Raw genomic sequence first — 25,522 nt, 5'->3', positions numbered from 1 at the left:
TGTCCTTAAACCTTAAATCTCGACGGGGGTGTCGGGGTGGTTGCCCCATTCGCCCCAGGAACCGGCATAACCTTTGACTCGCGGATAACCGAGCGCCTTGGCCACCAGGTAGGTGAAGCCAGAGCGATGATGAGTCTGGCAGTGGGTGATGATTTCTTTGTCTTTGGTCAGCCCGAGGTCTTCGAGGATCTGCGGCATGTCGCGGCGAATGCGCAGGTTGCGCGCCTTGTCCATGCCGGCAGTCCACTCGAAATTCACCGCGCCGGGGATGTGGCCGCCTTTGGCCGCGAGGACTTTCTCGCCGGAGTATTCCAGCGGGCCACGCGCATCCCAGATGCCCAGGTCGGCAGCCCCAAGACGGCTTTGCAGGTATTCGCGGGTGGCGGTGGGGCCATCGTGCAGCGTAAGGCTGACCGGGCCGCCGGCCGGGGCGGGCACGTCGGTGGAGAGCGGGTGCTTGCCTTCCAGCCACGCCAGCAGGCCGCCATCCAGGTAGTGGTATTTCTGGTGGCCGATCACATCGAGCATCCAGATGAAACGCCCGGCCCAGCCACCGCCTTCGTCGTCATAGACCACGTAGGTGGCGTCGGGCGTGTGGCCCAGTTCGCCGAACAGTTTCTCAAGCTCGGCCTTGCCGGGCAGCAGGCCGGGCGCCGGCGCCTGGCCCAGTTGGGTGCGCTTGGGGTCAACGAAGTGCGCGCCGGGGATGTGCCCTTCGGCGTAGCGGGCGGCACTGGTGAGGTCCACCAGAATCAGGTGTTCGGCATCCAGTTGAGCGAGCAGGTCACTGGATTCGATCACCAGCGGCAAGCCAGAGAAGTCAGGCATGTGAGGTCTCCTGGGCACGAATGTTGGCGATTAAAGGACGGCGATTGTAGCGCAAGCATCAAGCGCTGCGGTTGGTAAAGCTGTGCAGGGCTTTCTCGATGCATTGGGCGGTTTTACCGAAGGCCTGCACGGTGGTTTCCGAGAACGGCCCGCCGCCCTGGTCGGCGACCATCACCATCACCACGCGACCGTTGCAGCTCATGGACCGCAACAACAGGTGCTCGCCGGTGAACAGGCGGCGCAGGATCGGCGGCAGCAATGCCGAGAACTGGGCGTGGTTTTCCGGTGTGAGGCGCACCTGGGCGGACTTTTCCAGCAGGCGCTGCAGCAGCGTGCTGTTGACCACATCCAGGCTCAGGTTGGCGGCGTCCTTCGGCAGGCCGTCGGCCTGATGTACGCGCAAGGTGCTCAGGGCACGATCGGCCATGAACAGCATGACGCGCTGCATGCCGCTGGCCACCAGGGCCTCCTTGGCGCACGTGGTCAAATGCATGGCGTTGGCAAAGCGGCTCGGCTCTACCAGCAGTTCGGTACAACGCTTGCGCCAGACAGCCAGGGCTTCGGCGGTGGGCGGTGGTGCAGGCAGCAGGCCGCGATGAATCTTGTGCACATGCCACGGCCAGATCAGCGACAGCGCCGGGTGCCAGAGGTCGGGCATCAAGGTGCTGCGAGCGCTGGTGACGGCTTGCTGGTGCACCTGTTGCTGCACCTCGCCCAGGGGCTGTTGCAGGTACAACGCGGTGAGGTACTGCCAGCGCTGGGTGTGCGGGCAGGTCCAGGACTCCTGGGCCGACATCGCCAGGCCGTTGGCCAGCAGCACGGTATTGGCCGGCTGATTCAACCAGCGGCGCAGGTTGGGATCGGCGTCGAGCATTTGCTGGTGACGAAGAGGGTCGTCTTCGCGGGCGATGTGCAGGGCCTTGACCAGCAAGCGCTGCTCGGTCCGCAGCAAGGTATACCCCTGGGATACCCAGATCGGCAGGTGCCAGGTCTCGGTCAGGCCGAGGCACAGGTCCAGCAGGCGCACGCCGAACAATGCCTGTTCGACCTTGCGTGCCGACTCGCCCTTGTGGATGACCCGCAGTTCCCATTCTTCCAGGAGCTTGGGGTAGGCAACGGCCATCGGCCACAGCGGTGAAAGAAACAGCAGGCTGCCCCAATGAATGTCCTGCCACAGCCGCGCCAGGCGGCTGCCGAACAATCCATTGGCTTGTTGCGAGGCGTGCTGGCTGACCAGCAGCAACTGGCGCAGCGCTACGGGAATTTCAGGGGCCGGCACCGACGGCAGGCGTGCCAGCAGTTCCTCGGCGCGTTTGAGGCCCAGGCGGTTAAGCGCCACTTCGAGGTTTTCCGCTGGCGCCGTCAGGCTGCCATGGGTGTGGCTGTTGGCCTCGCGCATGACGCTGAGTACGAGGGCCGGGCTGTTTTGCATCAGCTCGGCAATATCTCGCAACGAACTGCGGCTATCGCGGATGGCTTTGCACACGCGGTCATGGCTGGCCTGTGGAACAGGCAGCAGCACTTCGTCCAGGCGCTTGATCCAAGCGGCTAGAGAAGCAGGTTTTGCAGTTGGGACTGTCGTTTCATTAGCCATGATTGGGGCGCGATCATCACTTGCGGTCAACACACCCGGAGCGGGCCGAACTGGCTTTTCGCCTTAACGGGCTATAGTCTGGCGCAGTTTTGCCGATAAGTAGAACAAGAGTTTTCCAGTTCCCCCAAATATGTCCATGAACCCGACGGCGCAAGTACTCATCTCCTATGGCTAAAATTATCGGCATTATCGTCGTCTTCGCGAGCGTGCTCGGCGGCTACGTCCTGTCCCACGGTAAAATTGCGGCACTGATCCAGCCTTTCGAGGTGATGATTATCGGTGGTGCGGCACTGGGTGCCTTCCTGCAGGCGAACCCCGGCTACATGACCATGCACGTGATCAAGAAGTCGCTGAGCATGTTCGGTTCGCGCTTCACCCACACGTTCTACCTGGAAGTGCTGGGCCTGGTTTACGAGATCCTCAACAAGAGCCGCCGCGAAGGCATGATGGCCATCGAGGCCGACATCGAAGACGCCGCGGCCAGCCCGATTTTCGCCAAGTACCCGGCCGTGCTCAAAGATGAGCGCATGACCGCCTACATCTGCGACTACCTGCGCATCATGTCCTCCGGCAACATGGCTCCCCATGAGCTTGAAGGCCTGTTCGACATGGAATTGTTCAGCCTCAAGGAAGAATTGGAGCATCCTTCCCATGCCGTGACCGGTGTGGCCGACGGCATGCCCGGCTTCGGTATCGTCGCGGCGGTACTGGGTATCGTGGTAACCATGGCCTCCCTGGGCGAAGGTGACCAGGCGGCTATCGGCATGCACGTAGGTGCGGCGCTGGTGGGTACCTTCTTCGGTATTCTCGCGGCCTACGGCTTCTTCGGCCCGCTGGCGACCTCCCTGGCCCACGACGCCAAGGAAGAAATCAACCTGTACGAATCGATCAAGGCCAGCCTGGTGGCGTCCGCTTCCGGCATGCCGCCTTCGTTGGCGGTGGAGTTCGGTCGCAAGGTGCTGTACCCGAAGCATCGCCCAAGTTTCGCCGAGCTGGAACAAGCGGTTCGCGGTCGCTAAGCCATGGAAAACAACCAGCCGATAATCATCAAGCGCGTCAAGCGCTTCGCTGCGGGGCACCATGGCGGCGCCTGGAAAATCGCCTTCGCCGACTTTGCCACGGCGATGATGGCGTTCTTCCTGGTGCTGTGGCTGATGTCCACCGCCACGCCCGAACAGAAGATTGCCATTGCCGGCTACTTCAAAGACCCGATTGGCTTCTCGGAAAGCGGCACGCCCTTCGTGATCGACCTGGGCGGTTCGCCGCAGTTGGCGCCTGAGCGCACCATCAACCCGGAAGTCAAGACCGAAGCACCGCAGGAAAAAATCCCGATCGAGCGCGATACCGTCGAAGCCATGGCCGAGCAGGTCGAGCAGGAGCGTCTTGAACTGTTGCTGCAAGAGTTGCAGACCAAGGTTGAGGAAAACCCGCAACTGCTGAAGTTCAAGGATCAGATTTCGTTCGAAATCACCCCGGATGGCTTGCGTATCCAGATCACCGACGCCGCCAACCGGCCGATGTTCGACTCTGGCAGCGCGCGTTTGAAACCGTACTTTGAAGACATCCTGCTGGCCATGGCCGACACCATCAAGGCGGTGCCGAACAAGATCAGCATCAGCGGCCACACCGATGCCAAGCCTTACGCGGGCCAGGGTGACTTCGGCAACTGGGAGCTTTCCGCCAACCGTGCCAACGCCGCGCGTCGTGCGCTGGTGGCCGGCAGCTATCCGGACCCGCAAGTGGCACGGGTGGTGGGTTTTGCGTCTTCGCAGCTGTTTGATCCCAAGGATCCGTTCAACCCGATCAACCGCCGCATCGATATCGTCGTGCTGACCAAAAAGGCCCAGCGTGCGATTGAAGGTGACCAACATGTCGCGCCGCCGGTGCCAACCCAGGGAGCGGGCGGGCCAGGTGAAGTGCCGGCCGACCCTAACGCCATCCCGACAGGGCAGGAGCCATTGCCGGCCCATGAACTGCGGCAGAAGCTGAACCTGTTTGATGATGGTGGGGTGAAAGATCCTACGGTGCCGGGGACGGGTTCCTAAGCCATATACAACAAGGCCGCGATGATCGCGGCCTTGTTGTTTCGCCAGTTTAGTAACTGCTTTCCGGCAAGCTCGCAATAATCGACCGATAGCTGTTCATTCGCTGCTGCTGCACGCGGCCGTCTTCCAGGGCCTTGAGCAGGGCGCAGCCCGGCTCGCGATCGTGTTTGCAATCGCGGAAGCGGCAGGTGCCGATCAGGTCGTTGAATTCGATAAAGCCCGCTTCCACGTCGCTGCGGCTGACGTGGCCGAGGCCGAATTCACGGATGCCCGGGGAGTCGATCAACTCACCGCCGCCCGGGAAGTGGAACAGCCGCGCCGTGGTGGTGGTGTGGGTGCCCTGGCCGGACAGCTCCGACAGCGGGCCCACGCGGGTATCGACTTCCGGCAGCAGGCTATTGACCAGCGAGGATTTGCCCACGCCCGACTGGCCGACAAAGACGCTGATACGTCCGTCCAACTGCTGTTGCAGCTGTTCCATGCCATTGCCGTGATGGGCCGAGACTTCCAGCACCGGGTAGCCCAGGGTGCGGTAGACCGCCAGCAGCGCGTTGAGCGCGGGGGCATTCTGCTCGTCGATCAGGTCGAATTTGTTCAGCAGCAATAACGGGCGAATGCCGGCATGCTCGGCCGCCACCAGGTAGCGGTCGATCAGGTTGGCATGGGGCTCGGGCAGCGGTGCAAACACGATCACGATCATGTCGACGTTGGCCGCTACCGGCTTGAGCTGGCCACGGCTGTCGGGGCGGCGCAGCTCGGTGGTGCGCGGCAGTTGGGCGACGATCACGCCGATGCCCTGGTTGCCGGCGCGCCAGACCACCTTGTCGCCGGTGACCAGCGCAGGCAGGTTGGCACGCAAGTGGCAGCGGAACACCTGGCCCGCGAGTTCGCCTTCCAGCGCCTCGACTTCGACCTGCACACCGAAGTGCGCGATTACCAGGCCCGTCTGTTCGGGGCCCAGGTCGCCGCCCTCGAGCGCTTCCACGGCGGAGGATTCACGTTTGGCGGCGCGGGCGGCGCGTTCACCTTGAATCTTTTCGATGCGCCAGTTTTGGCGACGATTGAGCTGGCGTTTGGCCATTGGTGTTCCGTGTCGATAATGCAAAGGTTGGGTAAAACGGTCGCGAGTCTAGCACGGCCCCGCCTGCTAAACTGCGCAGCTACGCCAAGGTGCCAAGAGAATCAAGCCATGCAAAACCCACAGAACCTGATTTGGATCGATCTGGAAATGACCGGTCTGAACCCAGACACCGACGTCATCATCGAGATGGCGACCATTGTCACCGACAGCAACCTCAACACCTTGGCCGAAGGTCCGGTGATCGCCATCCACCACAGCGACGCCGTGCTCGCCACCATGGACGAGTGGAACACCCGAACCCACGGCAACTCCGGCCTGACCCAGCGTGTGCGTGACAGCCGCATCAGCATGGCCGAAGCCGAAGCCGAAACCATTGCCTTCCTGGAGAAGTGGGTGCCCAAGGGTAAATCGCCGATCTGCGGCAATAGCATCTGCCAGGATCGTCGCTTCCTTTATACCCATATGAAAGCGCTGGAAAGCTACTTCCACTACCGCAACCTGGATGTGTCCACGCTCAAGGAACTGGCTGCGCGCTGGGCGCCGGAGGTCAAGGACAGCTTCCATAAAGGCAGCACCCACCTGGCGCTGGATGATATTCGCGAGTCGATCGCCGAGCTGCAGCATTACCGCAAGCATTTCATCAAGGCTTGAAACGGTTTCTTGCCGTGTCCGGGCTTTCTGTAGTGAGCGGGCTTGTCCCGCGCTGGGCTGCGTAGCGGCCCCACTGCTGTTGCCGCATTTTTCCCTATAGATATCATCGCCAAGTATTTGGGGCTGCTGCGCAGCCCAGCGCGGGGCAAGCCCGCTCACTACAAGGATCGCCTTCATGCTGCTGATGCTCTACCTCATCGCCATCACCGCCGAAGCCATGACCGGCGCGTTGTCCGCCGGCCGGCGCGGCATGGACTGGTTTGGTGTGGTGCTGATCGCCTGCGTGACGGCATTGGGCGGCGGCTCGGTACGCGACGTATTGCTCGGCCACTACCCGCTGACGTGGGTCAAGCACCCGGAATACCTGGTGCTGACCTCCATCGCGGCGCTGGTGACGATCTTTATCGCACCCTTGATGCGTCGCCTGCGCTCGCTGTTCCTCGCGCTGGATGCCGTGGGCCTGGTCGCGTTCACCTTGATCGGCTGCATGACCGCCCTGGAAATGGGCCACGGCATGCTGGTGGCCTCGGTCAGCGGGGTGATCACCGGCGTCTTCGGCGGCATTCTGCGGGATATCTTCTGCAACGACATTCCGCTGATCTTCCGCCGTGAACTGTATGCCAGCGTGTCATTCCTCGCCGCCTGGTTCTACCTGCTGTGCCTCTACCTGGAACTGCCCAGCGAGCAGGCGATTCTACTGACCCTGTTCAGCGGCTTTCTATTGCGCCTGCTGGCGATCCGGTTTCACTGGGAAATGCCCAAGTTCGTCTACAACGACGACGTGCACTAGCGCGATGCGTGCTGGTTCAGCGCCCATTCCACATGCTCGCGCACCAGCTCCGACGGGTAATCCCGACGCGCCTTCAAGGCTTCCAGCACCGGAATGCTCGACGGCGCATTGCCCAGGCCCACCGCCAGGTTGCGCAGCCAGCGCTCGTAACCGGCACGGCGCAACGGTGAGCCTTCGGTACTGCTGAGGAATTTATCCTCATCCCACATGAACAGCTCCGCCAGTTCCGCGTTATCCAGGTTGTGCCGTGGCTTGAAATCGCTTTCGGCAGTGGGTCGCGCGAAACGATTCCACGGACAAACGATCTGACAGTCATCGCAGCCGAATACCCGATTGCCGATCAGCGGGCGCAGGTCTTCCGGGATCGCGCTCTTGAGTTCGATGGTCAGGTAGGAAATGCAGCGCCGGGCGTCCAGCACATAGGGGCCGACAAACGCGTTGGTGGGGCAGATATCCAGGCAGGCGGTGCAGCGCCCGCAGTGCTCGGTGGCGTGGGGTGGATCCACGGGCAGCGGCAAATCGACAAACAGTTCGCTGAGGAAGAAATAACTGCCAGCCTTGCGATTGAGCACCAGGGTGTTTTTACCGATCCAGCCAAGGCCGGCTTGTTCGGCAATGGCCTTTTCCAGCACGGGCGCACTGTCGACAAAGGCGCGAAAGCCGAAAGGGCCGATCTGCGCCTGGATGCGGTCGGCCAACTGCTGCACGCGCTTGCGGATCAGCTTGTGGTAGTCGCGGCCCAGGGCATAACGGGAGATGTAGGCTTTTTCCGGTTTTGCCAGGAGTTGCGCCATCTGCGTGTCGCCGGGCAGGTAATCCATGCGCAGCGACACCACGCGCAGGGTGCCTGGCACCAGTTCGTCCGGGTGCGAGCGTTTGCTGCCATGGGCGCCCATGTAGTCCATCTCGCCGTGGTAGCCCGCGTCGAGCCAGCGTTGCAGATGGTGTTCATGCTCGGCCAGGTCCAGGCCGCTAATGCCGACTTGTTGAAAGCCCAGCTCGCGGCCCCAGTCTTTGATCGATTGGGCGAGGGCGGGCAGATCGGAGGTAATAGCGGGCATGAGACACGGGAAACCACAGGTTAGATGCGTATAATTCTGCCAGACATCGGAGCTTGAAGACGCATGCCGCAGACAAAACACGAAATAACCGACGTTCAGCCTTTGTTGCACGGCCATTTGCCGCAACTGGCTGCGCGTTCCCCTGACGCCCATAAAGGCCAGTTCGGTCACCTGCTGATGATTGGCGGCGACCGGGGCTTTGGCGGTGCCGCGCTGTTGAGTGCCGAAAGCGCCCTGCGCAGTGGCGCGGGCATGGTGTCCCTGGCCACTCGCCTTGAGCACGTGCCGGCCGCGCTGGCGCGTTTGCCGGAAGTCATGAGCGTCGGCGTGAGTTCGGCCAACCAGTTGATGGGCTTGCTGGAAAAAATCTCGGTAATCGTCATTGGCCCCGGCCTGGGCGAAGCCGCCTGGGGTAAAAGCCTGTTGTCCGTCGCAGCCAATGCACGGCAGCCGCAGGTCTGGGATGCCGATGCGCTCAATCAACTGGCGACTGGCAGCGTGAGCCTGCCGGCCCATTGCGTGATCACTCCGCATCCGGGGGAAGCGGCGCGCTTGTTGGGGATTTCGACAGCCGAGGTTCAGGCCGACCGTCTTAAGGTGGCGCGCGCGTTGAGTCAGAAATTCAAGGCAGTGGCTATCCTCAAGGGTGCTGGCAGTTTGATTGCCAGCCCGGACGGGCGCGTTTCACGCTGTGACCAAGGCCATCCGGCGATGGCGACGGCGGGCCTCGGTGACGTTTTGGCCGGCCTGGTAGGTGCGCTGCTGGCCCAGGGCATGCCGGCCTATGAAGCCAGCTGCCTGGCTGTCTGGTTGCACGCCACGGCGGGGGATCGTCAGGGCAGCTTTGGTCGCGGGCTGTCCGCCAGCGACCTGATACCCGCCATTCGTCAATTGCTGGAGGAACAGTCGCCGTGTCTGAAGTAATTCTTTTCCTGGCCGATGAAGACGCCATGGTGGCGTTAGGTCAGCGTATTGCCCAGGTTACGGCCGGGTCAGGCCTGATCTTTCTTGAAGGCGACCTGGGGGCGGGCAAGACCACGCTGTCCCGGGGGATCATTCGCGGTCTGGGCCACACGGGGGCGGTCAAGAGTCCCACGTTCACTCTGGTTGAACCCTACGAGATCGGCGCAGTGCGGGCTTTCCACTTCGACCTCTACCGCCTGGTGGATCCCGAAGAACTCGAGTTCATGGGCATCCGTGATTACTTCGATGAAGACGCGCTGTGCCTGATCGAGTGGCCAGATAAAGGCACAGGCTTTTTGCCAAAGCCGGACCTGACCATTACCATTACGCCGCATGGTCACGGACGTCAGCTGAAGTTGTTGCCCCAGGGTGCGCGCGGTGAGTCGTGGTGCGTCGCTCTGGCTTTGGAATTCAAATAATTGGTGGGGTTAGGTATGCGCTTTCGCGCGTTGGTTGCTGTCGTAGGGGTGTTGCTTGCGGCAATGACTGTCAATGCTCTGGCTGCTTCACAGGTGAAGAGTGTTCGCCTGTGGCGAGCGCCGGATAACACGCGACTGGTGTTCGACCTGTCTGGCCCGGTCCAGCACAGTGTCTTTACCCTCACGGCGCCCGATCGCCTGGTGATCGATATCAATGGTGCGACCTTGGCCGCGCCGTTGAACGTGTCCACCGCCAACACGCCGATTACCGCCATGCGCTCGGCGCAGCGCACGCCGACCGACCTGCGGGTGGTGATCGACCTGAAAAAGGTCGTGACCCCGAAAAGCTTCTCCCTGGCGCCAAATGCCCAATACGGCAACCGGCTGGTGGTCGATCTGTTCGACAACGCCGCCGATGCCGCGCCGCCGCCGGCGCCAACCCCGGCCGTGGCGACAGTGCCGGCCGTACCGGTCAACCCGTCCCAACCCCAGGTCAAGCTGCCACCACCGCCGCCAGCACCGGCCGGCAAGCGCGACATTATCGTGGTGATCGATGCCGGCCACGGCGGTGAAGACCCGGGCGCCTCCGGCTCGCGCGGCCAGCATGAGAAAGATGTGGTGCTGGCCATCGCCCGTGAGCTGCAGCGCCAGGTCAACGGCATGAAAGGCTACCGCGCCGAACTGACCCGTACCGGCGACTACTTCATTCCGTTGCGCGGCCGTACCGAAATCGCCCGTAAGAAGGGCGCCGATCTGTTCGTCTCGATCCATGCCGACGCCGCACCTTCGGCTGCCGCCTTCGGTGCCTCGGTGTTTGCTCTGTCGGATCGCGGCGCCACGTCCGAGACCGCCCGCTGGCTGGCCGACAGCGAAAACCGTTCCGACTTGATCGGCGGGGCCGGCAACGTGTCCCTCGATGACAAGGACAAGATGCTCGCCGGTGTACTGCTTGACCTGTCGATGACGGCCTCGCTGACCTCCAGCTTGAACGTCGGCCAGAAGGTGTTGAGCAACATCGGCCGGGTGACCTCGTTGCATAAGCAGCGCGTGGAGCAGGCCGGGTTCATGGTGTTGAAATCGCCGGACATCCCATCGATCCTGGTGGAAACCGGGTTTATCTCCAACGCCAACGAAGCCTCGAAGCTGGCCAGTGCCAGCCACCAGCAGGCCTTGGCGCGCTCCATCAGTGCTGGCGTGCGCCAGTTCTTCCAGCAGAACCCGCCGCCGGGCACCTACATTGCCTGGCTGCGTGACTCCGGCAAAATCGCCCAGGGCCCGCGCGACCATCGCGTGCAGCCCGGCGACACCGTGGCCATGCTGGCCGTGCGTTTCCAGGTCTCGGCCGCGTCCCTGCGCAGCGCCAACAACCTGAAGAGCGATGAGTTGAAAATCGGCCAGGTATTGACCATCCCCGGCACTGAATTGGCGGCACAGTAATGAGCGAATCAGTCTTGAACAGCGGGTCGCGCATTGAATTGCTCAGCCCGCGCCTCGCCAACCAGATTGCGGCGGGCGAGGTCGTTGAACGGCCGGCCTCGGTGATCAAGGAGTTGCTGGAGAACAGCATCGACTCCGGCGCCAAGCGTATCGATGTCGATGTGGAGCAGGGCGGCGTCAAGCTGCTGCGCGTCCGCGACGATGGCAGTGGGATCTCCTCCGATGACCTGCCGCTGGCCCTGGCCCGTCACGCCACCAGCAAGATCCGCGACCTGGAAGACCTGGAGCGGGTGATGAGCCTGGGCTTTCGCGGTGAGGCATTGGCTTCCATCAGCTCCGTGGCGCGCCTGACCCTGACGTCGCGCACCCGTGATGCCGAGCAGGCCTGGCAGGTGGAAACCGAAGGCCGCGACATGGCGCCTCGGGTCCAGCCCGCTGCCCACCCGGTGGGCACCTCGGTGGAAGTGCGCGACCTGTTCTTCAACACCCCGGCGCGGCGCAAATTCCTCAAGGCCGAAAAAACCGAATTCGATCACCTGCAAGAAGTCATCAAGCGCCTGGCCCTGGCGCGTTTCGATGTGGCGTTTCACCTGCGCCACAACGGCAAGACCATCCTCAGCCTGCACGAAGCCAACGACGACGCCGCGCGTGCTCGCCGTGTCGCGGCAGTGTGCGGTGCGGGGTTCCTGGAACAGGCGCTGCCGATTGAGATCGAACGCAATGGCCTGCGCCTGTGGGGTTGGGTGGGCTTGCCGACCTTCTCCCGCAGCCAGGCGGACTTGCAGTATTTCTTTGTGAATGGCCGCGCGGTACGCGACAAACTGGTGGCCCACGCGGTGCGCCAGGCTTATCGCGATGTGCTGTTCAACGGCCGGCATCCGACCTTTGTGCTGTTTTTCGAGGTCGACCCTTCGGTAGTGGACGTCAACGTGCACCCGACCAAGCACGAAGTACGCTTCCGTGACGGACGCATGGTGCATGACTTCCTCTATGGCACCTTGCACCGTGCCCTGGGCGATGTGCGCCCGGATGACCAGTTGTCTGCGCCCATCGTGACGGCGGTGGTGCGGCCGAGCGGCCCCGAAGCGGGCGAGTTTGGCCCTCAGGGCGAAATGAGCCTGGCGGCAAACCTGCTGCAATCGCCGCAACCCCAGCCGAGCTATACGGCGCCGGGCTCTGGCTCGGGAGCGGGTTATCAGTACCAATACACACCGCGTCCGCAATCGGCCGTGCCGGTCGCCGAAGCGCAGGCTGCCTATCGTGAATTCTTTGCGCCGCTGCCAAGTGCCGAGCCGGGCGCCGTGGCCTTGCCGGAAGGTGGCGGTGATATCCCACCCCTGGGTTACGCGTTGGCGCAGCTCAAGGGCATCTATATCCTCGCGGAAAATGCCCATGGCCTGGTGCTGGTGGACATGCACGCCGCCCACGAGCGGATCATGTACGAGCGCCTGAAAATCGCCATGGCCAGCGAAGGCCTGAGTGGCCAGCCGTTGCTGGTTCCGGAATCCCTGGCGGTCAGCCAGCGTGAGGCTGATTGCGCTGAAGAACATCATGGTGTGTTCCAGAAACTGGGCTTCGAGTTGCAGCGCCTGGGCCCTGAGACCCTGGCGATTCGCCAGATTCCCGCGCTGCTCAAGCAGGCCGAGGCCAACCGGCTGGTGGCCGATGTATTGGCTGACCTGATGGAGTACGGCACCAGTGACCGTATCCAGGCACACATCAACGAACTGCTCGGCACCATGGCCTGCCACGGCGCTATCCGCGCCAATCGCCGCCTGGCCTTGCCGGAAATGAACGGCCTGCTGCGCGACATGGAAAACACCGAACGCAGTGGCCAGTGCAACCATGGCCGTCCGACCTGGACCCAGATGGGCCTGGATGATCTGGACAAACTGTTCTTGCGCGGCCGTTGATGAGTGCCTTGCCCCCCGCGATCTTCCTGATGGGCCCCACGGCCGCCGGCAAGACCGACCTGGCCATCGAGCTCACCAAAGTGCTGCCGTGCGAGCTGATCAGTGTCGACTCTGCCCTGGTTTACCGGGACATGGACATCGGCACCGCCAAGCCTTCCAAAGCGCTGCTGGCGCAGTATCCGCATCGGTTGATCGACATCATCGACCCGGCCGAGAGCTATTCCGCAGCGGATTTCCGCACCGACGCCCTGGCCGCCATGGCGCAAATCACCGCGCGGGGCAACATCCCCTTGCTGGTGGGCGGCACGATGCTCTACTACAAGGCTTTGCAGGAAGGGCTGGCCGACATGCCACCCGCCGATGCCCAGGTGCGCGCCGAACTCGAAGAAGAGGCTGCACGCCTTGGCTGGCAAGCCCTGCACGACCAGTTGGCAGCGGTTGACCCGGTATCTGCCGCGCGTATTCACCCCAATGATCCCCAGCGCCTCAGTCGCGCCCTGGAAGTCTGGCGGGTCAGTGGGCAGACCATGACTGAACTGCGGCTGAAACAAACTGCGCAAAGTGCTGATGCAGGCGCATCTGGACAGTCACAATTGCCCTATACTGTGGCGAATCTGGCCATCGCTCCGGCAAATCGCCAGGTGCTGCATGAACGAATTGCACAAAGATTCACAATTATGTTGGAACAGGGGTTTGTGGACGAGGTCGTAGCACTGCGTTCAAGAGGTGACCTGCATCCAGGGTTGCCTTCCATACGTGCTGTAGGCTACCGCCAAGTCTGGGATCATCTGGATGGCAAGCTGACGTCAGCCGAAATGCAGGAGCGCGGCATCATTGCCACGCGCCAATTAGCGAAGCGCCAGTTCACCTGGCTGCGCAGCTGGAGCGATTTGCACTGGTTGGACAGCCTGGACAGCGACAATCTGTCACGCGCCTTGAAATACTTGGGAACGGTCTCCATATTGAGCTGAGTCCTTGCAATTGCCGTCTATCCTTGGGGGTGTGACGGCCATAAGCTATCTATTTTCCGATTTTTTATTATTGATCCTTAAAGGAGTGCGGCACATGTCAAAAGGGCATTCGCTACAAGACCCTTACTTGAATACTTTACGTAAAGAGAAAGTGGGGGTTTCCATCTACCTGGTCAACGGTATCAAGCTGCAAGGCACGATCGAGTCGTTCGACCAGTTCGTGATCCTGCTGAAAAACACCGTCAGCCAGATGGTCTACAAGCACGCTATCTCGACAGTGGTTCCAGTTCGTCCAATCCGTCTGCCTAGCGCCGCCGGTGATGATGCAGCTGACGCTGAGCCAGGTAACGCCTGATAGGAGTCTCCTTTGTTCTTTGAGCGCCACGGTGGTGGTGAGCGAGTCATCCTCGTTCACTTGGATGGACAGGACCCTGAGGCGCGCGAAGATCCGCAGGAGTTTCAGGAGTTGGCAAATTCGGCCGGCGCCGAGACCGTTGCGTTTTTTAACGTGCCGCGTCATCGGCCAACCGCCAAATTCCTGATTGGCAGCGGCAAGGTCGAGGAACTGCGCGACCTGGTCCATGCCGAAGAAGCCGATCTGGTGATCTTCAATCACACCCTCACGCCCAGTCAGGAACGTAACCTCGAACGTGTATTCGAGTGTCGCGTGATCGACCGCACCGGCCTGATTCTCGATATTTTCGCCCAACGCGCCCGTACCCATGAGGGCAAGCTCCAGGTCGAACTGGCCCAGCTTGACCACATGAGCACCCGGCTGGTTCGTGGTTGGACTCACCTTGAGCGTCAGGGTGGCGGTATCGGCATGCGGGGCCCGGGTGAAACCCAGTTGGAAACCGACCGCCGCCTGCTGCGGGTTCGCCTGCGTCAGATCAAGGGCCGGCTGGAGAAGGTGCGTAGCCAGCGCGAGCAATCGCGACGTGGCCGTTCACGTGCCGATATTCCTACCGTGTCCCTGGTGGGCTACACCAACGCCGGCAAGTCCACGCTGTTCAACAACGTGACCAAATCGGATGTGTACGCGGCTGACCAACTGTTCGCTACCCTCGACCCGACCTTGCGCCGTCTGGATATTGACGACCTGGGGCCGATTGTCCTGGCCGACACCGTGGGTTTCATTCGGCACCTGCCCCACAAGCTGGTCGAGGCATTTCGGTCTACGCTCGAAGAGTCGAGCAATTCCGACCTGTTGTTGCACGTGATCGATGCGGCCGAACCGGATCGTATGTTGCAGATTGAACAGGTGATGGTCGTGCTGGGTGAGATTGGTGCCCAGGACTTGCCGATCCTCGAGGTCTATAACAAACTCGATTTGCTTGAAGGCGTTGAGCCACAAATCCAGCGCGACGAGAACGGCAAGCCCCAGCGGGTCTGGCTGTCGGCGCGCGATGGCAGTGGTCTGGAGCTGCTTGAACAAGCCATTGCCGAATTGCTCGGCAGCGATTTGTTCGTCGGCACCTTGCGCTTGCCTCAGCGTTTTGCTCGACTGCGTGCACAGTTTTTCGAGCTGGGCGCGGTACAGAAAGAAGAACACGACGAAGAAGGTGTCAGCTTGCTGGCCGTTCGATTGCCGCGCTCGGAGCTCAATCGGCTGGTCAGCCGTGAAGGCGTAGTACCGACAGAGTTCATCGAACAACACACTTTGCAATAAAAGCCTCCGAAAGCGGTTGTGCCGCAGTAGCAGGCATTCTGTAGCATTGGTCGGCGCGCCGTGGGTGCGTCTTTGCTTTATCAGATGGAGAGCGCTATGGCTTGGAATGAGCCGGGTGGCAACTCGAATAATCAGGATCCTTGGGGTGGTAAGCGCCGCAATAATGGCGACCGCAAGGGGCCACCAGATCTCGACGAGGCCTTCCGAAAGCTGCAGGAAAGCCTGAATGGGTTGTTCGGTGGTGGAAAAAAACGGGGTGGTGACGAAGGTGGTCGCACCAGTAAGGGCGGCGGCTACGGCCTGCTGGGCCTGGGTCTTGTCGTGCTGGCGGCCGTATGGCTGTACAGCGCCGTATACGTCGTGGACGAGCAGGAGCAAGCCGTGGTGCTGCGCTTCGGCAAGTACTACGAGACTGTCGGTCCTGGCCTGAATATCTATTTCCCGCCGATCGACAAGAAGTACATGGAGAACGTCACGCGTGAGCGTGCCTACACCAAGCAGGGCCAGATGCTGACCGAAGACGAGAACATCGTCGAAGTGCCGCTGACCGTGCAGTACAAGATCAGCAACCTGCAGGACTTCGTGCTGAACGTCGATCAGCCGGAAATCAGCCTGCAGCACGCAACCGAAAGCGCCCTGCGCCACGTGGTGGGTTCCACCGCCATGGACCAGGTGCTGACCGAAGGTCGTGAGCTGATGGCCAGCGAAATCAAGGAGCGTCTGCAACGGTTCCTCGATACCTATCGCACCGGTATCACCGTCACCCAGGTGAACGTACAGAGCGCAGCGGCACCGCGTGAAGTGCAGGAAGCCTTCGACGACGTGATCCGCGCCCGTGAAGACGAACAGCGTTCGCGCAACCAGGCTGAAACCTACGCCAACGGCGTCGTGCCGGAAGCCCGTGGCCAGGCCCAGCGTATCCTCGAGGATGCCAACGGTTACCGTGACGAAGTGGTCTCCCGTGCCAAGGGTGAAGCGGATCGCTTTACCAAGCTGGTCGCCGAGTATCGCAAGGCGCCTGAAGTGACGCGTGAGCGTCTGTACCTGGACACCATGCAGGAAGTCTTCAGCAATACCAGCAAGGTCCTCGTGACCGGCAGCAAGGGTGGGCAGAACAACCTGCTGTACCTGCCGCTGGACAAGATGATCGAAGGTGGTCGCAGCAGCTCCAGTGCACCGTCCACCGGTTCCAATGCCGCTGCCAATGAAGCGAGCGCCCGTGCGGCCGCTGACTTGCTGCAACAGCAAACACGTACCAGGGAGAGTCGTTGATGAGCAATAAATCGCTGACCGCCCTGATTGTGGGCGTCGTCGTGGTCATCGCTGCCTGGAACTGCTTCTACATCGTGGCTCAGACCGAGCGTGCGGTGCTGCTGCAATTCGGTCGCGTGGTCCAGGCGGATGTCCAGCCGGGCCTGCATGTGAAAGTCCCCTACGTCAACCAGGTGCGCAAGTTCGACGCCCGCCTGATGACCCTGGATGCACCGACACAGCGCTTCCTGACCCTGGAAAAGAAAGCCGTGATGGTTGACGCCTACGCCAAGTGGCGCGTCAAGGACGCCGAGCGCTTCTACACTGCGACCTCCGGCCTCAAGCAGATTGCCGACGAGCGTTTGTCGCGCCGTCTGGAATCGGGCCTGCGTGACCAGTTTGGTAAGCGCACCCTGCACGAGGTGGTGTCTGGTGAACGTGATGCGCTGATGGCGGATATCACCCGTTCGTTGAACACGATGGCGGAAAAAGAGCTGGGCATCGAAGTTGTCGATGTTCGGGTCAAGGCCATCGATTTGCCGAAGGAAGTGAACCGCAGCGTGTTCGAGCGCATGAGCACCGAGCGTGAGCGTGAGGCCCGTGAGCACCGTGCCAAGGGTAACGAGCTGGCTGAAGGTATCCGTGCGGATGCCGACCGTCAGCGTCGTGTACTGCTGGCAGAAGCCTATCGCGAGTCTGAAGAGGCTCGTGGTGACGGTGATGCTCAAGCTGCGGCGATCTACGCCAAGGCTTACGGCCAGGACCAGGAGTTCTACGCGTTCTACCGTAGCCTGCGTGCCTACCGTGAAAGCTTCGCGAACAAAACCGACGTCATGGTGCTGGACCCAAGCAGCGACTTCTTCCGCTACCTGGAAAAGTCCAAGTAACCAGCCCGTGATTTTGTAGGGCGCACTCCGTCGGGCGGCTAAAACGCCTGGCGGGGTGATCCTTTCAGAAAACGGGTGTATGATGCGGCAGCCGGGAAATTCCCGGCTTTTTTGCGTCTGCATGTTTGATTCGGCAGGCGTGACAGGTTTTTCGAGGAAAGTGCCCGACGAGGCCGTTAACAGGTCGTTCGTCACGTCGCTCTTGCGCGTGGTTTATGCAGGGGGCGGGTATTTTCTGCTTCACTCAAGGCTCGGCCGAGGGCTGGCCGCCCGGATCATAGGGGAATGGCGTAATGGCAACGGTAGACCGCTGGCTGCTGCCAGATGGCATCGAAGAAGTACTGCCACCAGAAGCTGCGCGCATTGAAGTAGCGCGTCGCCAGGTGTTGGATCTGTTCCAGAGCTGGGGTTACGAGTTTGTCGTGACCCCCCATATCGAGTACCTGGAATCCCTGCTGACCGGCGCGGGCCAGGACCTGGATCTGCGCACCTTCAAGGTCATCGACCCGCAATCGGGCCGGCAAATGGGGTTCCGTGCCGACATCACGCCGCAAGTGGCACGCATCGATGCGCACACCCTGCGCCGCGAAGGCCCGAGCCGCCTGTGCTACGCCGGCAGCGTGCTGCACGCTCAACCGCGTGCCTTGTCGTCCTCCCGCAGCCCGATCCAGTTGGGCGCGGAGTTGTACGGTGATGCCAGCCCGAGCAGCGACGTTGAAGTGATCAGCCTGATGCTGGCCATGCTGCAACTGGCTGATGTGCCAGATGTCCACATGGACCTCGGTCACGTGGGTATCTACCGTGGCCTGGCCCGTGCGGCCGGTTTGTCCGGTGAAGCCGAGCAACAGCTGTTCGATGCCCTGCAGCGCAAGGCGATCGATGAAGTCATCGCCCTGACCGCTGGCGTGCCTGCGGATCTGGCCGAGATGCTGCGTGCACTGGTCAACCTGTGTGGCGGCCGTGAAGTGCTGGTGGCTGCACGTGAACGCCTGGCCAAGGCGCCGGCGCCGGTATTGGCTGCACTGGATGACCTGCTGGCGATTGCTGAGCGGTTGTCGGCGCGGTTCCCGCAGTTGCCGCTGTATTTTGATTTGGGCGAGCTGCGCGGCTACCACTACCACACCGGTGTGGTGTTCGCGGTGTTTGTGCCGGGTGTTGGCCAGGCCATCGCCCAAGGTGGTCGTTACGACGACATCGGCGCCGACTTCGGTCGTGCGCGTCCGGCCACCGGCTTTTCCACCGATTTGAAAACCCTGGTGACCCTGGGGCGTGCTGAGGTCGAGCTGCCGTCTGGTGGCATCTGGATGCCCGACAGTACGGACGCAGCACTCTGGCAGCAGGTTTGCCAGTTGCGCAGTGAGGGTCAGCGTGTTGTCCAGGCATTGCCTGGGCAGCCATTGGCCGCCGCCCGTGAAGCGGACTGCGACCGGCAATTGATTCTGCAGAACGGGCTTTGGCAAGTATCGCCACTGGCTTCTTGAGTTTTCCTGCCGGCCATCGCCGGCACCAAGTTTGCGCGAATGAGGACAAGTGTTATGGGTAAGAATGTCGTAGTCCTGGGCACCCAATGGGGTGATGAGGGCAAAGGCAAGATCGTTGATCTGCTGACCGAACATGCTGCCGCCGTAGTGCGCTACCAAGGCGGCCACAACGCTGGCCACACCCTGGTCATCGACGGCGAAAAAACCGTCTTGCACCTGATCCCGTCGGGCGTCCTGCGCGAAGGCGTGCAGTGCCTGATCGGCAACGGCGTCGTGGTTGCGCCGGATGCCCTGTTGCGTGAGATCACCAAGCTGGAAGAGAAAGGCGTACCGGTGCGCGAGCGCCTGCGTATCAGCCCGTCCTGCCCGCTGATCCTGTCCTTCCACGTTGCGCTGGACCAGGCCCGTGAAAAGGCCCGTGGCGAGCTGAAGATCGGCACCACCGGTCGCGGCATCGGCCCGGCCTACGAAGACAAGGTCGCGCGTCGTGGCCTGCGTGTGGGCGACCTGCTCAACATGCCGCGCTTTGAAGACAAGCTGCGTGAACTGGTGGATTACCACAACTTCATGCTGGTGGGTTACTACAAAGAGCCAGCCATCGAATTCGACAAGACCCTGGCCGAGTGCAAGGAATACGCTGAGCTGCTCAAGCCGCTGATGCTGGATGTGACCGCCGAGCTGCACGACCTGCGTCGCGCCGGCAAGGACATCATGTTCGAAGGCGCCCAGGGTTCGTTGCTGGACATCGACCACGGTACCTACCCGTACGTGACCAGCTCCAACACCACTGCCGGCGGCGTCGCTACCGGTTCGGGCGTTGGTCCTATGTTCCTGGACTACATCCTCGGCATCACCAAGGCCTACACCACCCGTGTAGGTTCGGGCCCGTTCCCGACTGAACTGTTCGACGAAGTCGGTGCGCACCTGGCCAAGCAGGGTCACGAATTCGGCGCGACCACCGGCCGTGCTCGTCGCTGTGGCTGGTTCGACGCCGTTATCCTGCGTCGCGCGATCGATGTGAACAGCATCTCGGGCATCTGCTTCACCAAGCTGGATGTACTCGACGGCCTGGAAACCATCAACATCTGCGTCGGCTACAAAGATGCCGAAGGCAAGGACGTTGCCCCGGTTGACGCCGACAGCTACGTGGGCCTGCAGCCTGTGTACGAAGAAGTGCCGGGCTGGAGCGAGTCGACCGTGGGTGCCAAGACCCTGGAAGAGTTGCCAGCCAATGCCCGTGCCTACATCAAGCGCGTTGAAGAGCTGATCGGTGCGCCGATTGACATTATTTCGACGGGCCCGGATCGCAACGAGACCATCGTTCTGCGTCACCCGTTCGCTTAATAAGCTATTGATGTAAAAAGCAAAGGGCTCCTTCGGGAGCCCTTTGTCGTATCTGCATGCCAAGCGGCACGACCCTTGCTATGTTTCTTTCTTTCGCGGTGCTATCAAATTAATGGCACCCGTGATGGAGGGATTCCCGATGTCTGCCGTTCTCTCATTGTTACAAAGCCGTCTGTTGCGGCCGGTGTTCGTTACCCTAGGTATCGCTCTTTTGGTGCAAGTGCTGGTGGCGGTCGCTCTCACCCGGAGCACAGTCACGGCGCTGGAGGCCGATTTAGGCAATCGCCTGGGCATCGACAGCCAGAAGCTGTCCGGTGAACTGGCCCAGGCCGGCAAGGAAGTCACGTCGAGCCTGGACAGCTTGTCCACCAGTACCCGTCAGCGTCTGACCGCCGGGCTTTCCGAGCGCCTGCAGGCAGAGCAGAAACAGTTGCGTGCGACTCTGGAAAAAGACCTGCAAGACTCCGCCAACGATATGGCGCAACTGCTGGCCTCGGTGGCGCCCCGCGCCATGTGGGACAGCGATGTGCCAACGCTGTCCGAGTTTGCCCGGCGCGCCCAGCGCAATCCCAACGTGCTGTTCGTGGTCTATGACGACGCGGCGGGTGAGCACCTGACTCGTTATCTGAATCGCGAAAATCCGATCAACAAGGCGTTGCTGGAAAAAGGCCAAGGCGATCGCGCCCTGGACAAGGTCCTGAATGCCGCGAAGAACGATCCTTCGGTGTTCTACGTCGAGGCGTCCATCAGCCCTAACGGCGTGGAGATTGGCAAGGTACTCATGGGGGTGTCGACCGCGTCCGTCGAGGCCGATCTGCAAGCGCTGGACAAGCGTTTTGCCGCACTGATAGCCAGCGGTGATCAGTTGGTCGGCGACAGCCTCAAAGGTGCGGCGGCGGATAGCGCGGCGGCCATGGGCGCTCGCCTGCAGTCGGCGCAAGCCACTGCGACCCAGATGACCGTCAACACCACCGGCGCCGTGCAGGAGGCTGCCGGCACCTTGCGTTGGCGCATCGGTATGGGGCTGGCGCTGGTCGGTTTCGGCGTATTGCTGCTGATCGCCGTGGTTCTCGGTCGTCGTGTGGTCAATCGCCTGAAACTGCTTATCGCGGCCATGGATGACCTGGCAGCAGGCGAGGGCGACCTCACCAAGCGCGTGCAGATCAACAGCAAGGACGAAATCGGCGACATGGCCTCGGCGGTCAATCGCTTTGTGGATAAGTTGCAACCCATCGTGCGCGAGGCGGGCGATGTGGCCCAGCGTACCGGCGTGGAAATCGGCGCCATGACCTTGCGCAATGCCGGCGCCGATGCGGCCGCTGGCTTGCAGCGTGATGAGGTGGCGGAGAGTTTGCGCGCGCTGTCGCAAATGGCCGACGAGGCCCAGGCCGAAAGCCACGCCATGCAGGCGGCGTTGCAGCAGGTGGTGGATATTCGTCAGGCGACGGACGAGAACTCGCGCACGTCGGCCGAAGTTGGCAGTTTGATCGAGGCGTTGGCGGGGCAGGTCCAGGCCGGGTCCCAGGTTATCGAGCGCCTGGCCCAGCAAAGCGAGCAGATCGAAGTGGTGCTGACGGTCATCCATGGTATCGCCGAGCAGACCAACCTGCTGGCGCTCAACGCGGCCATTGAAGCCGCGCGTGCGGGCGAGACCGGGCGGGGCTTTGCGGTGGTGGCGGACGAAGTACGTGCGTTGGCCAGTAAGACCCAAAGTTCTACCGGCGATATCCAGGCGCATATCGTTGCGTTGCAGCAGGGCGCGCGGGAGGCGGTGGAAACCATCGGCAAGGCCGGGCGCCAGGCCAACGAAGGTTTGCTGGTGCTGCGCGACAGCGTGCGCTTGCAGCAGACGGTGCAGGCCTCGGTGGAACAGGTGCATGCAGCGATTGGTCTGGCGACCCGCGCCGCCGAGCATCAGGCCCAGGGCGCCCATGCGGTACGAGGCCGGGTCGAGGTGATCCATGCCCAGGCCGAGCGTGCGGCGCAGGCGGTGGTGGAGACTACCGCCAGTGGCAAGGTGCTGGATGGGTTGGCGGCGCAGTTGAAGGCGAGCTTGGGGCAGTTCCGGGCTTAGCGTCGTCTGTTCTGGTCTCATCGGGGGCTTGCCCCCGATAGCGATCTCAGCGGCTCAGGTACATCCGAGTTGTCAGCAGATAGACCGGCAACCCCGACACCACTATCAACAGCGCCGCATAAGGCGCCGCCGCCGCAAACTCCACATTCGAGGTGTGCGCCCACACGGCAGTCGCCAAGGTATTCAGCCCGGTGGGGCTGAGCAGCAGCGTCGCCGTCAATTCCTTCATGGCGTCTAGGAACACCAGCGCAAATGCCGCACCCAATGCCGGAAAAATAATCGGCAGCGTCACTCGGCAAAACGCACTGAGCGACGATGCCCCCAGCGTGCGTGCAGCCTCTTCCAGCTGCGGCGCCGCCTTGTTCAAGGCCGTGCGGATCGGCGCCTGGGCCAATGGAAGAAACAACAAGGCATAGGCGATCAGCAGCAACGCCGACGTCTGGTACAGCGCCGGCACGTAATGCAGGGCGAAATACACCAGTGTCAACGCAATCACCAGACCGGGCAGGGCGTGCAGCAGGTACGGCAGGCGCTCGGCCCAGATTGCCAGTCGGCCCTTGTAGCGCACCACCAGCAGCCCCACCGGTACCGCCAGCGCCAGGCACAGCGCCGCGCCCCCCAGCGACAGCGCCAGGGAGGACAGCAATGCCTCGCCAATCTCGGCCACTGGAAATGCCGCCGATGAACCCACCGCCAGCCAATAGCCGAGCATGCCCAAGGGGATGCCGCTGCCGATGATCGCCAGCGCCAGGCAATACAGCTGGCCCAGTGGCGCCCACTTGCCCAAGCGAACCTGCGCCGCATGCCGCGCCGCGCCCTGGCCGATGCGCACGTGCCGGCCCTTGCCGCGCACGCGCAGTTCCAGCCACAGCAGGGTCAGGCACATTACCAGCAATACCGCCGAAAGCATCGCGGCATTGGCATTGCTGAATTCCAACTCGAATTGCTGGTAGATCGCGGTGGTGAAGGTTTGCAGGCCGATGATCGACAGCGCGCCGAACTCCACCAGCATATGCAGGGCAATCAGCAGTGCCCCGGCCAGCAGCGACGGCCATAGCAAGGGCAGGGTGATGCGCAGGAATATGCCCCAGCGATTCAGCCCCAGGGTGCGGGCCGATTCTTCAAGGGAGGGGTCCAGGTTGCGCAAGGTTGCGGCCACTGGCAAAAACACCAGCGGGTATTTGGACAGGGTCATCACCAGGATCGCGCCGCCGAGCCCTTCGAAGTTGGCGCTCAGGGATACCCAGGTGAAGCTGCTGACAAACGCCGGCACCGCGAACGGCAGGCACAGGACCACACCCCAGAGGCGGCGCCCTGGCAGATTGCTGCGTTCCAGCAGCCAGGCCAGGGACAGACCGATCACGCCGCACGCCACCGTCACGCCGACCATCAGCGCCAAGGTATTGCGCAGCAGCCCGAACACATAGGGGCGCCAGAGCAGATGCACCGCCTGCTCCCAGCCCGCTTGCCAGGCCTTCAGCCCGACATACACCAGTGGCAATAGGCTCAGGCCAACCAGTAGCAGGACGGGGAGCAGCAGCCAGATCGAAGGGCGCTTGCGGCGCGGGCTGAACCCCCCGCGCAGGGCGGGTGTGGGTAGCGATGGGTTCATCAGTTCAAGCCAACCTCACGTTCCAGGTCCAGGGCTTCTTCTGCGTTGCCCAGGTCGGCAGGTGTGACTTTCGGCGGCTGCAGTTCGCTGAAGGGCTTAAGGCCGCGGTTGGATTCCATGCCTTTGCGCAGCGGGTACTCGGCCGAGGTCGTGGTAATCACGCGCTGGCCTTCTTCGCTGGCCATGAACGCCAGCAGTTGCTGGGCTTCTTTGGGATGCTTGCTGGATTTCAGCGCGGCCGCCGAAGACACGGTGATCAGGCCGCCGGCATCGCCATCGGTGAAGTAGTGCAGTTGGGAATCGAGGTTGGTTTTTTCTTTCTTCAGGGCAAACCAGTAGTAGTTGTTCACCAGTACGGTGGCTACTTCGCCGTTTTCCACGGCCTTCAGGGCGACCATGTTGTTGCTGTACACCTTGCCGAAGGCGCGCAGACCGGTCAGCCATTCTTCGGCGGCTTCACGGCCGTGCAGCTTGATGATCGCCACGGCCTGTTCCTGGAAGGCGCCGCTGGTAGGTACAAAGCCGACCTTGCCTTGCCACTCGGGGCCGGCGAAATCCAATACCGACTTGGGCAGGTCTTTCTCGGCAATCAGTTTGGGGTTGAAGGCTACGACGCGGGTGCGTGCGGTCACGCCCATCCAGTCGCCGTTACGGCCGACGTAATCCTTGGGTAGGACGTCGAGCGTGCCTGCATCGATCTTGGCCAGCAGGCCTTGCTCGCCAAGTTTGTTCAATGGCGGCGATTCTTCGGTGTAGATCACGTCGGCAGGGGAGCGGTCGCCTTCCTCCACGACTTGGCTGGCCAGTTGGTTGCTGCTGCCCTTGCGTACGTTGACGTGAATGCCGGTCCTGGCTTCGAAGGCCTTGGCGAGTTCATCGCCGACTTCTTTGTGTTGGCCGTTGTACAGGGTCAGGGAGACCTTGTCGGCGGAATAGGCGGCGGGGGAGAGTAGGGTCAGGCCGAGCAGAGTGATGGTCAGGCCACGCAGAAGGGATGTCTTGAGACGGGTATCGCGGATCATCATCCGGGGTTTTCCTCACTTGAGTGCAACAAATCATTGCAAGGATAAACGATAAAACTTCTCAAGTGCGCCGAAGGAGGGAAATTGCTGGTGGAGTTTTCAAACCCCGGAAACGAAAAAACCCGCTTTCGCGGGTTTGATCTGAATTTGGTGCCCAGGAGAAGACTCGAACTTCCACGACCTTGCGATCACCAGCACCTGAAGCTGGCGTGTCTACCAATTTCACCACCTGGGCATTATCAAGCAGCGTTGCCGCTGTTGATGGGGCGAACTATACGGCGGGCTTTTTAATCTGTAAACCCCTGATTCGAAAAATATAAATCGATTTTCTCGTTAAAAATCAGAAGCCTGAAACGAAAAAACCCGCTTTCGCGGGTTTGATCTGAATTTGGTGCCCAGGAGAAGACTCGAACTTCCACGACCTTGCGA

22 protein-coding genes and 2 tRNA genes (1 of these 24 only partly in view) are annotated in these 25,522 nt (G+C 61.8%); 16 read left to right on the top strand and 8 right to left on the bottom strand.

Features of this window, described 5'->3' with window-relative positions:
* Positions 1 to 12 precede the first annotated feature (12 nt).
* Positions 13 to 828, bottom strand: a complete 816-nt coding sequence (locus AC07OP_RS13355) for a rhodanese-like domain-containing protein (protein ID WP_027604911.1) — start codon at positions 826 to 828, stop codon at positions 13 to 15.
* A gap of 58 nt (positions 829 to 886) precedes the next feature.
* Complete coding sequence (locus AC07OP_RS13350; protein WP_495101330.1) at positions 887 to 2,422, bottom strand: HDOD domain-containing protein; 1,536 nt, start codon at positions 2,420 to 2,422, stop codon at positions 887 to 889.
* Between the two features lie 167 nt (positions 2,423 to 2,589).
* Here AC07OP_RS13350 and motA point away from each other — a divergent pair, with 167 nt between their 5' ends.
* Together motA and motB are read left to right on the top strand one after the other, a co-directional pair.
* Positions 2,590 to 3,441 carry a flagellar motor stator protein MotA gene (gene motA / locus AC07OP_RS13345; protein WP_003171338.1) on the top strand — a complete coding sequence of 284 codons (852 nt, stop codon included), beginning with the start codon at positions 2,590 to 2,592 and terminating at the stop codon, positions 3,439 to 3,441.
* A gap of 3 nt (positions 3,442 to 3,444) precedes the next feature.
* The gene (motB, locus tag AC07OP_RS13340) at positions 3,445 to 4,467 is read left to right on the top strand and encodes a flagellar motor protein MotB (protein WP_495101329.1); all 1,023 of its coding nucleotides are present in this window, start codon (positions 3,445 to 3,447) and stop codon (positions 4,465 to 4,467) included.
* Between the two features lie 49 nt (positions 4,468 to 4,516).
* Here the strand turns inward: motB and rsgA are convergent, their stop codons facing one another.
* Positions 4,517 to 5,548, bottom strand: coding sequence for a small ribosomal subunit biogenesis GTPase RsgA (gene rsgA / locus AC07OP_RS13335; protein WP_017734951.1), 1,032 nt, complete (start codon positions 5,546 to 5,548; stop codon positions 4,517 to 4,519).
* 108 nt (positions 5,549 to 5,656) lie between these two features.
* Here rsgA and orn point away from each other — a divergent pair, with 108 nt between their 5' ends.
* Together orn and AC07OP_RS13325 are read left to right on the top strand one after the other, a co-directional pair.
* On the top strand, positions 5,657 to 6,199 hold the full coding sequence (gene orn, locus AC07OP_RS13330; protein ID WP_010213620.1) for an oligoribonuclease: 543 nt from the start codon (positions 5,657 to 5,659) through the stop codon (positions 6,197 to 6,199).
* A gap of 175 nt (positions 6,200 to 6,374) precedes the next feature.
* Entirely contained in the window at positions 6,375 to 6,989 is a 615-nt protein-coding gene (locus AC07OP_RS13325) for a trimeric intracellular cation channel family protein (protein ID WP_027604906.1), read from the top strand.
* Here AC07OP_RS13325 and queG read toward each other — a convergent pair.
* A complete protein-coding gene (queG, locus tag AC07OP_RS13320; RefSeq protein WP_027604905.1) occupies positions 6,986 to 8,050 on the bottom strand; it encodes a tRNA epoxyqueuosine(34) reductase QueG in 1,065 nt (354 codons plus the stop codon). The genes AC07OP_RS13325 and queG overlap by 4 nt on opposite strands.
* A gap of 63 nt (positions 8,051 to 8,113) precedes the next feature.
* Between queG and AC07OP_RS13315 the strand changes: the two genes are divergently transcribed.
* From AC07OP_RS13315 to AC07OP_RS13260, 12 genes are all read left to right on the top strand, one after another.
* Entirely contained in the window at positions 8,114 to 8,974 is an 861-nt protein-coding gene (locus AC07OP_RS13315) for an NAD(P)H-hydrate dehydratase (protein WP_495101328.1), read from the top strand.
* Positions 8,962 to 9,432: a tRNA (adenosine(37)-N6)-threonylcarbamoyltransferase complex ATPase subunit type 1 TsaE gene (tsaE, locus tag AC07OP_RS13310; protein WP_141156599.1), complete on the top strand. Its 471-nt coding sequence runs from the start codon at positions 8,962 to 8,964 to the stop codon at positions 9,430 to 9,432. The genes AC07OP_RS13315 and tsaE overlap by 13 nt, the downstream gene beginning before the upstream one ends.
* A gap of 15 nt (positions 9,433 to 9,447) precedes the next feature.
* Positions 9,448 to 10,869: an N-acetylmuramoyl-L-alanine amidase gene (locus AC07OP_RS13305; RefSeq protein WP_092489328.1), complete on the top strand. Its 1,422-nt coding sequence runs from the start codon at positions 9,448 to 9,450 to the stop codon at positions 10,867 to 10,869.
* Positions 10,869 to 12,782 carry a DNA mismatch repair endonuclease MutL gene (gene mutL, locus AC07OP_RS13300; RefSeq protein ID WP_495101327.1) on the top strand — a complete coding sequence of 638 codons (1,914 nt, stop codon included), beginning with the start codon at positions 10,869 to 10,871 and terminating at the stop codon, positions 12,780 to 12,782. The genes AC07OP_RS13305 and mutL overlap by 1 nt, the downstream gene beginning before the upstream one ends.
* Positions 12,782 to 13,753 (top strand): tRNA (adenosine(37)-N6)-dimethylallyltransferase MiaA, encoded by a 972-nt coding sequence (gene miaA, locus AC07OP_RS13295; protein WP_108573628.1) that lies wholly within the window; start codon positions 12,782 to 12,784, stop codon positions 13,751 to 13,753. Before mutL ends, miaA begins: the two co-directional genes overlap by 1 nt.
* Before the next feature lie 94 nt (positions 13,754 to 13,847).
* Positions 13,848 to 14,108: an RNA chaperone Hfq gene (gene hfq / locus AC07OP_RS13290; protein WP_003171355.1), complete on the top strand. Its 261-nt coding sequence runs from the start codon at positions 13,848 to 13,850 to the stop codon at positions 14,106 to 14,108.
* Between the two features lie 12 nt (positions 14,109 to 14,120).
* Positions 14,121 to 15,422, top strand: coding sequence for a ribosome rescue GTPase HflX (gene hflX / locus AC07OP_RS13285; protein WP_027604899.1), 1,302 nt, complete (start codon positions 14,121 to 14,123; stop codon positions 15,420 to 15,422).
* A gap of 96 nt (positions 15,423 to 15,518) precedes the next feature.
* A complete protein-coding gene (gene hflK / locus AC07OP_RS13280) occupies positions 15,519 to 16,694 on the top strand; it encodes an FtsH protease activity modulator HflK (protein ID WP_065925625.1) in 1,176 nt (391 codons plus the stop codon).
* On the top strand, positions 16,694 to 17,560 hold the full coding sequence (gene hflC, locus AC07OP_RS13275; protein WP_010213607.1) for a protease modulator HflC: 867 nt from the start codon (positions 16,694 to 16,696) through the stop codon (positions 17,558 to 17,560). Before hflK ends, hflC begins: the two co-directional genes overlap by 1 nt.
* A 293-nt stretch (positions 17,561 to 17,853) precedes the next feature.
* The gene (locus AC07OP_RS13270; RefSeq protein WP_092359361.1) at positions 17,854 to 19,041 is read left to right on the top strand and encodes an ATP phosphoribosyltransferase regulatory subunit; all 1,188 of its coding nucleotides are present in this window, start codon (positions 17,854 to 17,856) and stop codon (positions 19,039 to 19,041) included.
* Between the two features lie 54 nt (positions 19,042 to 19,095).
* Entirely contained in the window at positions 19,096 to 20,385 is a 1,290-nt protein-coding gene (locus AC07OP_RS13265; RefSeq protein WP_027604896.1) for an adenylosuccinate synthase, read from the top strand.
* A 139-nt stretch (positions 20,386 to 20,524) separates the two neighbouring features.
* On the top strand, positions 20,525 to 22,459 hold the full coding sequence (locus tag AC07OP_RS13260) for a methyl-accepting chemotaxis protein (protein ID WP_115486399.1): 1,935 nt from the start codon (positions 20,525 to 20,527) through the stop codon (positions 22,457 to 22,459).
* Positions 22,460 to 22,505: 46 nt separating this feature from the next.
* Here the strand turns inward: AC07OP_RS13260 and AC07OP_RS13255 are convergent, their stop codons facing one another.
* The 4 genes from AC07OP_RS13255 to AC07OP_RS13240 form a co-directional block, all read right to left on the bottom strand.
* On the bottom strand, positions 22,506 to 24,071 hold the full coding sequence (locus AC07OP_RS13255) for an ABC transporter permease (RefSeq protein WP_495101326.1): 1,566 nt from the start codon (positions 24,069 to 24,071) through the stop codon (positions 22,506 to 22,508).
* Positions 24,071 to 25,096: an iron ABC transporter substrate-binding protein gene (locus AC07OP_RS13250; RefSeq protein WP_065925621.1), complete on the bottom strand. Its 1,026-nt coding sequence runs from the start codon at positions 25,094 to 25,096 to the stop codon at positions 24,071 to 24,073. Before AC07OP_RS13250 ends, AC07OP_RS13255 begins: the two co-directional genes overlap by 1 nt.
* A 145-nt stretch (positions 25,097 to 25,241) precedes the next feature.
* Positions 25,242 to 25,328: transfer RNA gene (locus AC07OP_RS13245), tRNA-Leu, on the bottom strand.
* 154 nt (positions 25,329 to 25,482) lie between these two features.
* A tRNA-Leu gene (locus AC07OP_RS13240) sits at positions 25,483 to 25,522 on the bottom strand (it continues 147 nt past the right edge of the window).

The organism is Pseudomonas sp. GW821-FHT09D08 (assembly GCF_059416305.1).
Note: the sequence above shows the minus strand (reverse complement) of the source record. Positions and strands in the feature narration are given on the sequence as shown.